Below are 15,093 nucleotides of genomic sequence, written 5' to 3'. Positions count from 1 at the left end.
TGGAAGCGGGTTCTCCAACTGATCCAGCATCAGGCTTAGTCCCGCGGCGGGCGGCAGCACACGACGACATGAACGACGATCTGCGAGGAAGACCATGAACGTAAGTCTCGCGATCTGCTGCGCCAACGGCACGTCGTTCGACGAGGCCGAAGGTTGTTGGAACGCCGTGAGCTTTATCGAACCGGACGGCAAGCGTCGCCGGGCCTTTGCTGATGACTGCTGCGATGAGCGCGAGCGCAAACCGCCTCAGCTCAGCATCGTGCGCGGCGATCGATACGACGAAAGTTTCGCAGTATTCGCCGGCAGTGGATCATCTATGAGGTCAACGCGGGATATGGAAGGCGCGCGCTACCTTCTTCTTGGCGTCTGAGACGGCCTTTTTGGCGCGTTCTAGCTCGGCTTCCGCTGCGCCGAGTTCCTGGATCGCGACATCAAGGCTGGTTCCAGCAAGCAAATGGGAGATCACTGGGACAAAGGATTCACCGTCAACGACGCCACCTAACTTACCGTCGAGAATGGACATTCGGTGTTTGCACGATTGCCCTGCATCACCGGCAGCACACGAACAAGAAGCGTACAACTCGCCATCAAGCGAAACGAATCGAACGTCGTATGGATCTGCGGCAGAACCTTGAACCCGCAAATGAAACTCCTGCATGGAAAGCCTCCTGTTCGGTTGGCTGCGACGGTCAATGCAAGCTATGGATTTTGCCACGAGCGGCGTGACGACCTTCCTGGCAAGGCCCAGGGGTACGGACGGGTCCTCCCTGGGCTTGGAGGGGCACGGGCAATTGCGCGCCTCGGTGTTTCTCTAGCTGCGCACTTTTCAAATTTGGGTAACAGGTAACAGCGGACCTAGACGGGACGGCGCTTTACGGGTGTTTCGCTTGTTACCTTGGCGCGCGGGTAACAGTTTTGGGTAACAGGCCGGCGACTGTTACCCGTCGCAGCGAGAGGTAACAACGTCGGGTGCCGCTCATCATCGCAATGTGCTTGCCCGCATCAATGATTACGACGCAATTCCTTGCGCGGACGGCCGCCAGTGGCGTTTTCTACATCTTCGTAGGAAAGGTAGTCGCGGCTTTCGACGAGGCGAGAGCGGTTAGCCGAGGCCGATCGACCGTACGCCATCGTGGGTCCTGGAAACGGCTTCGGAACAACGCGGGCATTGCGCGCGCCCGTATTTCCCGTTCCTCTGTGCAAAAAAAACGCGTTACACGTTACACGCCATGGCCGCATCGAATTCAGGCAAACGCCGCGCAGGCTCTGGCGATGCCGGTGTAACGCCTACGCGTGCTTCTGCTCAACCGAACGTGAAAAACGTTACACGGTCTCGCGTTACACAAGTCACGGTCGGTTTGTTCGAAGTCCGACCACTACCTGTTGAAACCTGAAACCTCGGCATCGGTTTCGGTTTCATCTTTGGTTTCAGGTTTCAAGTCATCTGAAACCTTTCCGCGCGCTCGCGCCGGGCGACCGTCTGTCGAGTCGCGATAGCGCTTCAGCTTCTCGTTCGAGGCATCGACATCGACCTTGGAGCCTTGCATGACAAGGTATCCAGCCTTCTGCCATTTGTTCACGGCAGTGTGCGAGACACCATGCATCCGACCGAATTCGGCCTTCGAGACGAGCATCGCCGCGCGCCGCTATCTGAAACCTGAAACCAATTTTTGGAACTCTGCGCTAGGAAAACAACGCAGCGCGCAATTGCCCCTGAGGAGATCCCGGGGGGAAGGACCCACCGGCCTTGCCCGACAGCGACAGGCCTCGATTCCTGTTCCTGCACTGCGTCAACTGCGAGCGCGCGACAGACTGAGTTTCTTGAGTCCCTAAAGAGCCCGCCCCCGATCCGCCGCTTCTAAACTATCGACTGTGTGGCTATCATCGTCCGAGCGGCGTCGAGGCGAGCTGTGTCACCCTTGGCATCATTCCCGTCAGTGTCCGTCCTCGTGACGGGGCCGCCCCGTCGTCTGTTCCGAGTCGTCGTTTCGGCGCGACTGCGTGATGCAATCCGGACCAAAGTGTGGGTCAACGCAAAATGGTGCCGCGCAGATCTATCGAGAAGCGCCCTCTAAGGGACATCGTTTGTCCTTCAGGAGATTCACTTGAAAGCAACCGAGGTCTTGCGGCAAATCCAAATTGCGATTGATGGCGTCCGTAACGATGGTCAAAGCGTGATTTCGGTGACCGCGATGGGCGAATTCATCGCGAAGCTTTTCGACGAAGCGGAGACGAGCGAGGCGGAGCCCACGAAGGCGCTGACGCCCGAGCAGCAGGCTCAGCAACTCGAAATTTGGAAAGCGACGCTCGCATCGGATTCGATGCATAGCGTGGAGATGTTCAAATCAGTTATCGAAGCCGGACAGACGGCCTTGAAATCCGCCATCGTTATTAATGGCGGTGCGGCCGCTGCGCTGCTCGCGTTTGCGGGAAACTCAGTCATCAAGGGCTATCTAGTTCCGGGGCAGCCCGTCCTTGTGCGCTTTGGGATCGCGATGCTTATATTCTCGATCGGATTGACGTGCGCCGGATTTGGAACTGGGTTTCGATACATATCGCAAGCGTCGTACGCTGCCGCGATGCGAGCAAGGCGGCCCGAGGGAGCAACGAAGAGTAAGCGCTGGGATCAGCTTGGCGGTGCTGCCAACTACGTCTCAATAGCCTTCGGCGTCGCGGCGTTTGCTCTACCTGTTTGGGGCGCGGTTCGTGCCTACAGCGCCCTGGCGACGCCTTAAATATTGATGAGCGACTCGCGTTCGCGGACACACGAACGGCGGCTGTATGAGGTTTGATGTTTGTCATCGCCCTGGTGCCGCCGAATTGTCCGCGTATTTGTTCGCATGTTTCGGAACTGCGAAAGCCTTGTGCGATGTGGCGAAGCGGCCGATTGCGGGTGGAATTTCTGAACGAATTTCCTCGCAGATAATTCCGCGCCGAGACGGCAGCTAACGACGATTGTTGCAAGTTAGGCAACGGCTCGCGAGCGTGGTTTCCACGTTGGTTTCCACAGAAGGCGGGGATTTGAAAACCATGCCAGTGGTTAGCGCCGCCGAGGTTCGCAGTCAGGTTCGCACGGAAAGGGGGCTCTCCCGAGTGCGTACCGCAGGCGCTGTAACAGCCGATGTAACAGTAGAGCGCGTCGTATCAGATTAGCGACCCCGAGGCCGACGCGGCGAATCGCGAAGGGCGTTCAGGCTTTTGCAACAGTACGTGCGCGTGCATTTTGCATAATGAAAGAAACGAAATATTTTGGTAATATTTTCCATGCATACGCCCCAAAAAAAGATGTTTTACTCGATTTGCGGCAATTACTACCTTCTATTCGACGGATTGATCGTTCACTGCTCAAAGAAAATCTCGTCCGACAAGTACGCGCCGAGTCGTTGAGAGCAAACATACCAAAAAGGGACGAGTCATGAATCCGTTGAAGAAATCATTGTTTCGCGTTACCGGAATAGTCTTCTGCAGCGCATTGGCTGCATGTGGCGGATCGAACACGCCAAGCACGGCGAGCACGGCGTCGACCACGCCTTCCGCCTCACCCACCACACTGTCCGCAAGCGCATCGACGCTCGTGCTCTCGGTCAACGATATCGGCACCAATGCAGCCCTGACTGGTACGGCTCGGACCCTCACTTTCACGAACACAGGTAGCGCGGCAGTGGTGGACTTCGAGGTTGCGGTGACACCTGCGTTGCCGAACGATGCACAGACATCCACGACGTGCGGCTCGACGATCGCCGTCGGATCGAGCTGCACGTTTACGATCACACCGGGAGCGACACCGACCGCAGGGGTGGGCGACGCAAGCGCTAGGCCACTCGTGTTGGCCGCGTCGGGATCGAACGCGACGGCCGTGAACGTCGCGGTCAGCATCTTGGGTTACGGCAGCGTGTATCAGGGCGGCTACGTGTACTCGATCGACGACACGCCCGCGGCGGCCGCAAGTGCGGGCGGCGTGGTTTTTGAAATGACGAACGCCACCTCGTCTCCTGCTGTCTGGTCCGCCGCGCTTACAACTACCAACGCGAGCAGTACGACCAACGGGCAATCGAATACGACCGCCATCATCAATGTGCTCGGATCGACGGCGGCCTCTGCTGCCGAGACCTGCGCGCAAGTCACCGATGGTGACGTGACGTCTTGGTACCTGCCTGCTATTCAGGAACTGGTCGGCGGAACGCAATCCGCATTTCCCACGTTAGGCGCGGTCGGCTTGCTCACGGACACGGAGAATGCAGAGTTTTGGTCGTCAACCGAAGACGCGGCCAACACGATTCAGGAGGTCGACGGCGTTTTAGTCCTGAGTTCGCCCGCCACGGCTACGGAAACAGACGGCTACTTTAAAGGCAGCTCGCTGTCTCTCCGCTGCGCTCACGCGTTCTAACGACAGAGGGCGATCTCGCTCGCTGATCGCCCGCATCTCCCGCTGAAGGGTATCGAAGTCGCGGCCCGGCGCGAGCATCGATCATGTGGACTCCGCCGCGAGCAACGCCATAATCTCGACTTTGCCAGCGCTATCGGCCAGTCTTTCGGACGCTCGCGATTCGGTGAACCGTCCGACGAGCGAAGACGGGTTCAACAGGTGACGCGCATGGGCAGTGTTTCGGAAAGGGTGCGCGGCCAACCGTTTGAGTAAGGTACCTCCCGCTGCGAGGGCGGGCTAGTTTGAACCTCCGGTTGCCGCACAGGCGGGATCGCCGTTTAAGTAAGGTACCTCGCACGCTACCAGGGCGGGATGGTTTAAACCTCCGGTGACCACGCGGCTCGATTGTAGGCCAAGTGGCATTTCAACCGCGTTGCCGATGCTTCCATCGGTACTCAAACCTGTGGACAACCCACGTCACTTCGATTTTTTAGTACACAGGTTAGTACACAAAAATCATGACCTTCTTGCAAGGACGCGCCAGCAACGGCACACAACGACTTTGCTAGGTTATGTATTGAACACGAGCCGTTTCCGAAATCCACTCGCCCGGAAACGGCACCCTGAATCATCCTTTCGGCGAAGCGCCCGAACGATCCCCTCGTCAGGTCCCCTGCCCAACCTTCGCCCCCAGCCAATCCCGGATCCCCTTGAGCACCTCGACCTCGATGCCGAGGAATCCGTGCGGCGAATGGCCGCCGCATTCTTCCGTTTTCGAACCGCCGCCTTCGGACGATTCCACGGAAATGAAGTCGAAATGATTCCGCTCGGCAAGCTGCTTGGCCGCATACGCGGGTGACGCCACACACCGATCGCCCGCATTCGAGACAACAAGCACGCGGTATTTCGTCCCGTCGACATCGAGATCCGCGATCGTCGGGCCTATCTTGCGTGCGATCGTCACAGGCGACGTCAGCACAAACGCATCGGCCAGCGTCGGGTCGCGGTCGAGCGCATTGCCCACCGACACCGTCCCCGCGCTCGTGCCCACGATGGCGATCTTCGAACTCGGGAAGCGCTTGCGTAACGTCGCGATCACGACTTGCGTATCGGCAAACGACGCCGAACTCCGGCGGAACGTGTCGTCAACCCCATCCGCGTAGTCCGACGGCGTGTCGACGAGCACGGCCGCGTCACCCCAGTCGACCCAATGGCTCGCCGAACGAATCAGGAAATTGCCTCTGAGCGAGGTCGCGCCGTCGGCATCGAGATGCAGATCGCCCGTCGTCCCCGCGAACAGCACGATCACCCACGGCGGATTCGCCGACGGCGATTCGACAAACACGCTCTGCGTCACCCCATCGCGCGTCGGGAACGTCACGAGCTCCCCTTGATCAAGCGGAGCGGCCTGCGCCCCCGCAACCAGCAGCCAAGCCGCCCCGACACTTAGCCAGCGTTTCACGAGTCGCCCTCTTCTAAACACCGATCGATCGAATCAACGCGCCGCCGACCCCACGCGCACAGCATCACGCGAAACATCGTGAGCCGAAGCAGCGCCATCCCGGCCGGCCTCGCCAGCCGGCTACCCCTAGCCAGCCTCGCCTAATACCACCCCAACGCCATATACATCCGCAACTGCACGAGACCCAGCACCTCGTGCACGCCGGCCAGCGTGAGCCGCACGTTTTCAAGCATCGGTCTGATCGGGCGGAAAAAATCGTGCGTGAGGGGCCCCGCAAGCGGCGACGCCACCGCGATCGGCGCAACGCCGAAGCGCCCGAACATCGCGAGCGCACGCCGCATGTGGTACGGCGCGGTGACCAGATAAACCTGACTCGAGCCCGGCGCACCCAGCATCGGCGTCGTGTATTTGGCGTTCTGATACGTATTGAGACTTCGGTCTTCGGGACGGATATCGCGGTCGGGCACCCCGAGCGCGAGCAGGTCCCGATGGAATGCCTCGGCCTCGGCAATGCCATGACGCTGCGGATCGCCGCCGCTCAGAAAGATCGTGCAATGCGACGAAGCCTGCTCGCAGCGTCGATACAAGCTCAGCGCGGTACCGAGCTTCGTGTCCGAATCGCGTTGCGGCACGTATCGCTGAAGGTCATCGTCAAAGCGCGTGCCGCCGCCGAGCACGACGATCGATACCGACGGCGCGCAGGGCGGCAGCGCCGCCTCCGGCACCCGTAGCCGCGCAAGCATGAACGCCGGAAACCAGCCCGAGAGGATCGCCGCCACACAGGCCACCCCGACCGTCACGGTGAGCCAACGCCATGCGGGTAGCCATCGGAACACCATCCACCAGATGACGATCAGCACGACAAACACACTCTCAACGATCAGCATGCGGTTCTTCCTCACTCGGACGCCATTCCGGGGCTACGTGATTAGGGAACCGCAAGCGTAACCCGGTTTGATGACGTCGAGCGAAGCGCAAGCGTGCGCATCCAGGCCGCGTAATCGATGCAACGCAATTGTCATTTTGACAATCGGCGGCCGCCACGCGAATCGCGCCGCGGAGCTCGAATATCGTCGTGACGATGCGATTAGGGATGAATCGCCGGTCCGCATCGCGTCGAAACGCACGCGCCGCGTGCTTTCGCAAATCCGACGGACCCGACGAAACAAAAGAAAACCCGCCCGCCGAAAAACGGGCATGTCTTTTGCGAAATAGAAAGCGGCTCAGGACTTTGAGCCAAGCAGTGTGTGTCTCTACTACCCGGTGAGTTTGAGCCCGGCGCAAGCGCCGGGCATTTTTTTGCGCTGTGTCGATTATTGTTGTCACGCGCTTGGACGGTGGTCTCCTCGCAGTTCAAAATGTAGTGCGCCGGCCCGCTTCCGCCCATCGGGAGTTCCACGGATTATGCGTTTTCGCCACAATGCCCGCCCTGCACGGCGCCTCCCCGGGCCGCCTTCGACTGCCTGAACCCGGGATTCCCGAGTCGCTCAAAACCGCACGACCACCGTATAAATTTCATCAGGAAATCCCTGATATTGCGGCTTTGCACAAAAATTAGTGTTTGTACTCAGCAATCCGGGATTTATGTTTATTGGGTGACTTACAAACATCACGGATTTTCTTGCTGCGTTCGCACATATAAATTTCTTGTTTAAAGGTTTGAATCTTCTAGCATGAACATTGCGGACGCAGCATTTGGAATTAAGTACATAGCTCAACTGAGCATCCGTCCGTTTGGAGACATCTCATGAAACTCAAGCAAGCATTCATTTCGGCCGTCGTTGCCGCGCCCGCTTTGATGGGCTTCGGGGCACTCGCTCATGCGGACGGCTCGATCGCGGCGTCGCAGAGCTTTCATTTCAAGGCGAACGCGTTCGGCTGTCTGTCGAAGGACAAGTTCGACGCCGCGCTTCAGCATGAGCAAGCCGGCGAACACGGGCAGGCGCAGCAGTTCTTCACGGGCTTCGACTGCGTCAACACGCCGCAGGAAAGTGAATTCCGCGCGATCCGTGTCGTGGGACACGACGTCGAATTCGTCGGCGCCTCGAACGCCGATACGGAAGGTCTCTGGACGTCGGACGCGTTTATCCGGCAATAAGCCGCTCGATGCGGTGAGCTGATGCATGTCGGCCCGAGCCGCTCGGGCCGGCCGATGGATGCCCGAGACACTCGGGCTGCCGGCGTTTTCAGCGACGGTCTTTACGACGACCCCGCGACCCGCTTGAACGACTTCAGCTCGCGAGCTTGGCTTTGCCCGCCTTGCCGCGCACCCGACCTTCTGCGCGCGCGAGATAGACGAGCATCACGAACGCAATGCCCGACAGGCACGCGCACATCACGAAGACCTGCCAATAGCCGAACAGGCCCGCGATCCATCCCGTCAGCACGCCCGCGACGATCGCGCCGACACGGTTCGTGTTGAAGAACAGCGTCGTCGCGGCGCCCGGTTCGCCAGGCATGAGTTCCTGAAAATACTGCATGCCCAGACACGAAAACACGGACACGACGAACGCATTTGCCGCCTGGAGCGGCACAAGATGCTCCGCGCTGTCGGCGAACAGAATGCTCACGAAATAGACGACGTGGATCAACGCGCCCGCGGCGATCAGCTTGCTCTTGGGCAGACGCTTCGAGCTCAGACCGAAGCCGAGCATGATCGGCACCTCGAGCAGCGCGCCCCAGCCGAACATCATGGCGACCTGGTGGCTATTGCCGTGCAGGACGTTGACCATGTAGATCGGCAACGCAATCATCAGCGCCGCACCCGACACGCCGATCAACGTGAACGCCGTGAAAGCGAGCATGATCGTCATGTCGAACGGCTTGCGCGGCGACGCGGCGGTGCCTGCATCCTTCGTCGGCACGGCCGCGGCAGCGGCCTCCTTCGACGGCACTGCGCCGGCATGCGCGGCTTTCGGGGCCGCGACAGCCGCGCGCGACGCGGATTGCGCGAGCGTCGCCGTCGAGGCGCGCGACGCGACCGCGGGCGCGGCACGGCGCGGCGCGCCGTCCGTGCACGGTGTCGCGCAGTCGGGCATCGTCAGTTCGACCATCCCGCTGTCGAGCGGCGCCGCGGGCTGCGTGCGCACGGTGTGATGCGGTACCGCGGGCGCCTTCACGCGCAGCACGAGCAGACCGGCCAGCAGGAAGCATCCGGCCGCGATGCCGAACAAGCCGTCGAAATCGAGCAGGCTCAGCAGAATCGCGCCGATCGACGGCCCGAACACCCAGGCGATCGACACGAGCGTCCGAAGTCCGGCCATGCCGAGATCTTCTTGTTCGTCATCGGAAAACGTGAGCGCCGTTTTCGAAAACGCGAACATCTGGGGAAGAATGGCTGCGGCAATGCCGAGAAACACGCAGCCGAGAATCATGATGATCCAGTAATTGCTCGTGAGACCGAGACCGCCATAACCGATCACGGCCGCGAAATTCGCAACGAGCACATACGGACGGCGATTCGGCGCGGCATCGGACCGCTTGCCGAGATACCGGCTGATCGCAACGCCGGAGACCGCCATCATCGTCATGAAGAAACCCAGATGTCCGGGAGACATATGGGCGTGATTCACACCGTAGAGCGAAACGTAGGGAGCCGTGAACGAGAGCGCCGTTCCGAGAACGAACATCGCGACCGCCATCGGCGTAAAACCCGACAGTCGCAGCAACTTCAAGAATTTGTGAGCTTGCCCCACCTGATACTCCCGCGGCAGTGACGCCGACTTGCCTTTCCAATTCCGCTTGATGGACTGCAAACGTTTTCATCAAGGCGACGGATGACACGGCGAATCAAAAAATCTGCATGGCGTGAAAATCGGTCAATTTGACGGATTCAATCCGCGCATGGGCCGCGAGCAAGAACGAGATTGGGGGGAATTCGACATGCGTGCGACATGGCCGTCAGTGTCGCAGAGATGCGTCTCGGCGCGCGTGCGCCATGCGTTGTATCGACTTAATTCAGCACAATAGCAACGGTCACGCGCGCGGATGACACCGCCATTCCGCGCGATTCGATTCGCGCGCGATCGTATTGCGCGACATTTAATGTCGATGCGCAAAGGCGACGCGATGTCGCGCGACCTCTACCAGATCGTCTCGACATGCGTGAGTGCGCGGACTTTCGCGTTCTGAGTCACGAGCGCGCCGCCAAACGTGCGAGCCGTTGCGACGATGATGCGCTGATTGGCGGGCAAGGTCGGCGAGAGCCGCGCCGCGCGAAATGCGATCTCGGCGTCGACGGGCACGATCCGAACGCCTTCGATCGACGCGACCGTCGCGAGCCAGCTCGGCGTATCCATCGACAGCACAAGCTTGCCGCCCTCGACGAGATCGGCGACTTCGAGCGCACTGATCGACGAAATCAGAATTTCACCGCCATTGAGCTCTTTTTCGATCGCGTCGCGCGCGGCCTTGCTCAACGAGCGGCGGCCGCTCAACCAGCAGACCAGCGCATGCGTGTCCAGCGTGATCATTCACCGCTCTCGACACCGTTCGCGGCGACTTCGCCCGCGGGTTCGTCGATGCCGTTGAAATGAACGATCGACGCGCGCAGGACGTCGAGCGGACTCCTTTGCGGACGGCGATACGGCCGGATCTCGACCGTCGGCTCGCCGCGATCGGTCACGATGACCGTCTCACCGAGCGTTTCCACATGCCGTAGAAATTCGCAGGCCTTGGCCTTGAAGACCGTTTTCGAAACACGCTTTTCCATCTCTCGTTTCCCAGTAGCGGGCGCCGACACAAACCCGGCGCCCGGCGAACTCAAACCCGCCCGATGCTCCACCCTGATCGACCGGAATCCTCAATCGAGACGATTCCGCTGCGTCGCCAGGCGCGGGAGCATGCAAGCAGCAAGAAACGATGCTGCCGACTGCACGCTTCGCATCGCGCCGACAGCCCGCGATGCGAAGCGCTTCCCGCGACCTTAGGCCGCCCGCAGCGTATCGCCGCGTTCAAACTTCACTGCACGCTCCGCCGAATCGAACAGCACGGCGGCGTCCGGCGTCGCACGGATGCCGATCGACGCGCCCGTTGCCAGACCCGCGTCCTGCTTGTCGACCTTGATCGCGATCGGCTTCGACACACCGTCGATCCGCGCGTGCAGGATCGACACGTCGCCGAGATGCTCGAGCAGTTCGACCTTCGCCGCGAACCCCTCGCCGACCGGCGCGACGCTCAGATGCTCGGGCCGCACGCCCAGCGTCAGATCACCCGACAGCGCGCTCTGCGCGCGGCCCGACAGCGTGATCTGCCCGGCGCCGCTCGTGAGGCCGACAACCACGCCGGCTTCGCCTTGCGACACGAGCTGCGCGGGCAGCATGTTCATCTGCGGCGAGCCGAGGAAGCCCCCGACGAACTTGTTCGCCGGACGGTCGTAAAGCTCGAGCGGCGCACCGACCTGCTCGATGTTGCCCTTGTTGAACACGACGATCTGTTCGCCGAGCGTCATCGCTTCAACCTGATCGTGCGTCACGTAAATCATCGTCGTGCCGAGATCGCGGTGCAGCTTCGCGAGCTCGATCCGCATCTGCACACGCAACGCCGCATCGAGGTTCGACAGCGGTTCGTCGAACAGAAACACGCGCGGCTTGCGCACGATCGCGCGCCCGATAGCGACACGCTGACGCTGACCGCCCGACAATGCCTTCGGCTTGCGTTCGAGCAAATGGCCGATCTGCAGAATCTCCGCGGCGCGGCCGACCGAATCCTGAATCTCCTTCTTCGACGCGCCCGAGAGCTTGAGCGAAAAACCCATGTTCTCGGCGACCGTCATATGCGGATACAGCGCGTAGTTCTGGAACACCATCGAAATGCCGCGATCCGCGGGCGGCAAATCATTGACACGTTGACCGTCGATAAAGACGTCGCCGCCCGTGACGGTCTCGAGGCCCGCGATCATGCGCAGCATCGTCGACTTGCCGCAGCCCGACGGCCCGACAAATACGGTGAACTGACCATCCGGAATCTCGAGATTGACCCCTGAGATCACCTTCGGCCCTTCGCCGTATGATTTCTCGACGTTGCGTAGTACGAGTTCGCCCATCTTTACATCTCCTGATTTCAATACTGGACAGCCCTGACAGCATGCCCTTTTCCGGTTAACGATCGGTTGCGCCTGTATGGTGCGCAATAACGTCGCGTGACGCGCGGTCCTTGGCCGAAGCCCGGATCGCGGCCCGCGTAACCGATATCCAGCCGCTGAATGGGCGGTGGACCTGACCGGAAAAGATCGAAATCGTGGTCGGGTGTCCGCACCTCGGATCGGCGGTCCCGTCGGGACCTATGATCCGCCGTTCGCGCGCTCGCGGAGCACGCAGCCTTGGCGCCCGTCGTTACGGGTCGTTAAGCCGCGTGCGTCAGCGAACCGCGCATCCGAATCGAAGCTGGAGATCGGTCGGTGATTGTATGCCCCGACTTTCACCCTCAACAATTCGGACGGACCCCGGTCGGGCAAAATCTCAACGCCGATCGGTGATTTTGTAACGTCTCCTTGTGTCTTCGTCCTGCCCTTGTTCGGTTTGCGTTCCACCTTGCCCTGCTTCGTCAGGCTCGGCGCGCTGCAGCTTCCCCTCTGTTTTCGTGCCGCACGCCGGCTTTTTGCGTGCGTTTATCGCTTGCATTCGTCGCTTTGAAAGCGCATTCATTTGCGCTCGAAAAAAATAACCTACCCCGCCACGGTGTTCGATGCGCGGTCGAGCGCCGGCCGCGCCGCGCAGCTTTGCGTGGTCTCGCGGACTTCGAGCGTGAGCGGAATCGGATCCATCGTGACGGTCTCTCCTCGAATCAGTTGCACGACGGCGCGCGCCGCGAGGCAGCCGATCTCGTAGGTCGGCTGCCGGACCGTCGTCAGCGGCGGCGTCATATAGACGGAGGTCGGCAAATCGTCGAAGCCGACCAGCGACACGTCCTCGGGCACACGGATGCCGCGCCGATAGAGCACGAGCCGCGCGCCGTAGGCCATCTGGTCGTTCGAACAAAAGACCGCCGTCAGATGCGGCGCCGCGTCGAGCAAGCGCTCCATCGCGCGAAAACCGCCGGCCTCCGTGAAATCGGCCTGCACGACAAGGGACTCGTCGAATGCGACACCGGCATCGGCCAGCGCCGACCGGTAGCCGACGAGTCGTTCGATCGAATCGCCGTGATCCGGCGGTCCCGCGACGAACGCGATATGCCGGTGCCCAAGCCCAAGCAAATGTTCGGTCGCGTCGCGCGCGCCCGCCTCGTTGTCGATCGGCAGACACGCGAGCGAGGCGCGCGGCGCGAGCGATCGGCCCAGCACGACGAGCGGCGCACGCGCCGAATAGCGCACGAGCAAGTCTTCCGAGATCTGGCCATGCAGGACGATGACGCCGTCGACGCGTCGCGCGAGCAGTTGTTCGAGCCTTGCCGCCTCTTCCTCGGGGCTCCAGTGACTGCTGACGAACAACGGCGTCAGGCCCGGCTCGCGCAACGTATCTTCGATACCGCGCAGCCACTCGCCATAGAACGGACTCGCGATCGCCTGCGTAAGCACACCGATCGTATGGGTGCGGCCGCTCGCGAGGCTGCGCGCGAGGACGTTCGGCTGGTATTGGAATTCCGCAATCGCCTTCTCGACCGCCTGCTGCTTTGCATCAGAGACACGTGCCGTGCCATTGAGAATGCGCGACACCGTACTCGGCGACACCCCCGCCGCACGCGCGATTTCCTCAAGGGTGACATTACCCGTACGTGAAACTGAATCATTCATGGGATCCAGTTTAGGGTTCTTGCAAGCGCTTTCAAATATGGGAGAAACCCTTTATCGCATTGCAGCAAAACGGCTTGGAAGGCGATGCGATTCGGCATCGTGCCGAATTCGGAGGACATCGCGCTCAAGGCCGGGCGCGACGATGACGGAAAAGTCCGGCGGCGGCAAGCCGCGCGAGACATGCAGGCGGGATGTCCGGCACGCTCGATACCCGATAGGCGCCGCTCAAAAAACAAAACCGGTGGGACGCTGCTGGGGTAGCGTCACACCGGTCATTTCTACGAAACGTAGATCAAGATGCTGCGAATATTTTTAACGACTTATCGCACGACAGGTCCTGCGGAACGCGCTTCGATTAGAAGCCCGTCATGATCCCCGCGAACACGCCGGTCTGGCTGTGGCCATAACCCGGGTTGCCGTTCGCGAACGCGCCCGTCGACGTCGTGTTCGACTGGTTACCGTAGGCGCTGTCAGCCACCGACAGGTTCGACGTTGCGCTGTTGTGGACGTAGCCGAATTCCGTGTACAGGAACGTGCGCTTGGACAGGTTGTACGTGCCGGCGAGCGTGTACAGCGTTGCGTTACCGTTGCCGTTGTTGGCGTTCGCGTGGTAGACCGCGCCCGTCAGAGCCACAGCCGGCGTTGCTTGCCAGGCCACGCCACCCCATTCGTGGTCAACCGACGTCGGAACGCCGATGCCATCCGGGTTGCCGGCGGCCAGCGTTGCGTTGTCGACTGCATCCGGTGCGTTCAGGTGTTGGTAACCGGCGTAGAACTTGACCGGGCCCAGCGTGAACGTGCCGCCAGCCATCGCCGAACGCGAATGGTTGTAGACGTCGTCGAAGTGACCATCCGCGCCGCGGACTTCGTCATAGATCGCGCGCAGTTCGAGGCCGCCGAGATCGTAGACAGCTTCGATACCGTCCGTACGGCCTTGGCCGCCTGCCGTCGCCGACGTGTTCCAGTTGTAGTTGTTGGTCAGGTTGTATTGACCCTTCAACGTCAGACCGTACAGGTTCGGCGTCGTGTATTCGAAGCCGTTCGTGGCGCTCGACCAGTTACGGCCGCGGACCAGCGACGAGATGGCGTAAGCCTGCATCAGCTGCGGGTCGAGGCCCCAGCTATCTTGCATGAGTTCGCCAGCGCCGAGGTTACCCAGCTTGAACGTACCGTAGTTGGCGTTCTGGACACCGACGGTTGCGTGACGGCCGAAGAGGGCGCCAGCGAGTTGACCGTTCGTCGTATTGAGCTGACCTTCCAATTGGAAGATCACTTGCGTGCCGCCGCCGATATCTTCGGTACCTTGCATACCGAACCACGAGCAGCCCCAGTCACCGCTTTCCGCGGCCCACTGATGGCCGCCAGGCAGGCCGTTCATGTACTGAATGCCGTTGTCGATACGGCCATACAGCGTGACGCTGCTTTGTGCTTGAGCAGCGGCTGCGATCGCCAGCAGCGACGTGGTCAAAACAACCTTTTTCATTACGTCTCCTCGAGGATTAAAACGCGGGCGGCGCCCCTATGTGCCGGTATTGA

General features: G+C 60.8%; 15 protein-coding genes. 4 read left to right on the top strand and 11 right to left on the bottom strand.

Annotation, left to right across the window (positions count from 1 at the left end; all coding sequences use genetic code 11):
* Positions 1-94 precede the first annotated feature (94 nt).
* Complete coding sequence (locus D7S86_RS28965) at positions 95-370, top strand: hypothetical protein (protein WP_147432183.1); 276 nt, start codon at positions 95-97, stop codon at positions 368-370.
* Here D7S86_RS28965 and D7S86_RS28960 read toward each other — a convergent pair.
* Together D7S86_RS28960 and D7S86_RS29390 are read right to left on the bottom strand one after the other, a co-directional pair.
* Entirely contained in the window at positions 323-658 is a 336-nt protein-coding gene (locus D7S86_RS28960) for a hypothetical protein (protein WP_147432181.1), read from the bottom strand. The two genes, D7S86_RS28965 and D7S86_RS28960, sit on opposite strands and share 48 nt — an antisense overlap.
* A gap of 718 nt (positions 659-1,376) precedes the next feature.
* Complete coding sequence (locus D7S86_RS29390) at positions 1,377-1,547, bottom strand: hypothetical protein (protein WP_158601831.1); 171 nt, start codon at positions 1,545-1,547, stop codon at positions 1,377-1,379.
* A gap of 558 nt (positions 1,548-2,105) precedes the next feature.
* Between D7S86_RS29390 and D7S86_RS01385 the strand changes: the two genes are divergently transcribed.
* A complete protein-coding gene (locus D7S86_RS01385; RefSeq protein WP_121082466.1) occupies positions 2,106-2,735 on the top strand; it encodes a hypothetical protein in 630 nt (209 codons plus the stop codon).
* Positions 2,736-3,345: 610 nt separating this feature from the next.
* Here D7S86_RS01385 and D7S86_RS01380 read toward each other — a convergent pair.
* Positions 3,346-3,876: a hypothetical protein gene (locus D7S86_RS01380; protein WP_121082464.1), complete on the bottom strand. Its 531-nt coding sequence runs from the start codon at positions 3,874-3,876 to the stop codon at positions 3,346-3,348.
* On the opposite strand from D7S86_RS01380, the gene D7S86_RS01375 reads away from it, so the two are divergent.
* Positions 3,857-4,387 carry a hypothetical protein gene (locus D7S86_RS01375; RefSeq protein ID WP_147432179.1) on the top strand — a complete coding sequence of 177 codons (531 nt, stop codon included), beginning with the start codon at positions 3,857-3,859 and terminating at the stop codon, positions 4,385-4,387. The two genes, D7S86_RS01380 and D7S86_RS01375, sit on opposite strands and share 20 nt — an antisense overlap.
* A gap of 643 nt (positions 4,388-5,030) precedes the next feature.
* Here the strand turns inward: D7S86_RS01375 and D7S86_RS01370 are convergent.
* Positions 5,031-5,828 (bottom strand): alpha/beta fold hydrolase, encoded by a 798-nt coding sequence (locus D7S86_RS01370; RefSeq protein ID WP_147432177.1) that lies wholly within the window; start codon positions 5,826-5,828, stop codon positions 5,031-5,033.
* Between the two features lie 140 nt (positions 5,829-5,968).
* Positions 5,969-6,715, bottom strand: coding sequence for a YdcF family protein (locus D7S86_RS01365; protein ID WP_121082456.1), 747 nt, complete (start codon positions 6,713-6,715; stop codon positions 5,969-5,971).
* Positions 6,716-7,575: 860 nt separating this feature from the next.
* Here D7S86_RS01365 and sap1 point away from each other — a divergent pair.
* Positions 7,576-7,926 (top strand): surface attachment protein Sap1, encoded by a 351-nt coding sequence (gene sap1 / locus D7S86_RS01360; protein WP_121082453.1) that lies wholly within the window; start codon positions 7,576-7,578, stop codon positions 7,924-7,926.
* 133 nt (positions 7,927-8,059) lie between these two features.
* Here sap1 and D7S86_RS01355 read toward each other — a convergent pair whose 3' ends face one another.
* The 6 genes from D7S86_RS01355 to D7S86_RS01330 all read right to left on the bottom strand — a co-directional run bounded on the left by D7S86_RS01355 (position 8,060) and on the right by D7S86_RS01330 (position 15,040).
* Positions 8,060-9,502, bottom strand: coding sequence for a sugar efflux transporter (locus tag D7S86_RS01355; protein ID WP_147432175.1), 1,443 nt, complete (start codon positions 9,500-9,502; stop codon positions 8,060-8,062).
* Between the two features lie 408 nt (positions 9,503-9,910).
* Positions 9,911-10,300 (bottom strand): type II toxin-antitoxin system VapC family toxin, encoded by a 390-nt coding sequence (locus tag D7S86_RS01350; protein ID WP_121082449.1) that lies wholly within the window; start codon positions 10,298-10,300, stop codon positions 9,911-9,913.
* On the bottom strand, positions 10,297-10,539 hold the full coding sequence (locus tag D7S86_RS01345) for a type II toxin-antitoxin system Phd/YefM family antitoxin (protein ID WP_121082446.1): 243 nt from the start codon (positions 10,537-10,539) through the stop codon (positions 10,297-10,299). The genes D7S86_RS01350 and D7S86_RS01345 overlap by 4 nt, the downstream gene beginning before the upstream one ends.
* A gap of 213 nt (positions 10,540-10,752) precedes the next feature.
* Positions 10,753-11,871, bottom strand: coding sequence for an ABC transporter ATP-binding protein (locus D7S86_RS01340; RefSeq protein ID WP_121082443.1), 1,119 nt, complete (start codon positions 11,869-11,871; stop codon positions 10,753-10,755).
* Positions 11,872-12,492: 621 nt separating this feature from the next.
* Positions 12,493-13,557: a LacI family DNA-binding transcriptional regulator gene (locus D7S86_RS01335; RefSeq protein WP_121082441.1), complete on the bottom strand. Its 1,065-nt coding sequence runs from the start codon at positions 13,555-13,557 to the stop codon at positions 12,493-12,495.
* 355 nt (positions 13,558-13,912) lie between these two features.
* Positions 13,913-15,040 (bottom strand): porin, encoded by a 1,128-nt coding sequence (locus D7S86_RS01330; RefSeq protein WP_121082438.1) that lies wholly within the window; start codon positions 15,038-15,040, stop codon positions 13,913-13,915.
* Positions 15,041-15,093: the final 53 nt, after the last annotated feature.

Source organism: Pararobbsia silviterrae (assembly GCF_003628125.1).
Classification (GTDB): Bacteria; Pseudomonadota; Gammaproteobacteria; order Burkholderiales; family Burkholderiaceae; genus Pararobbsia; species Pararobbsia silviterrae.
Note: the sequence above shows the minus strand (reverse complement) of the source record. Positions and strands in the feature narration are given on the sequence as shown.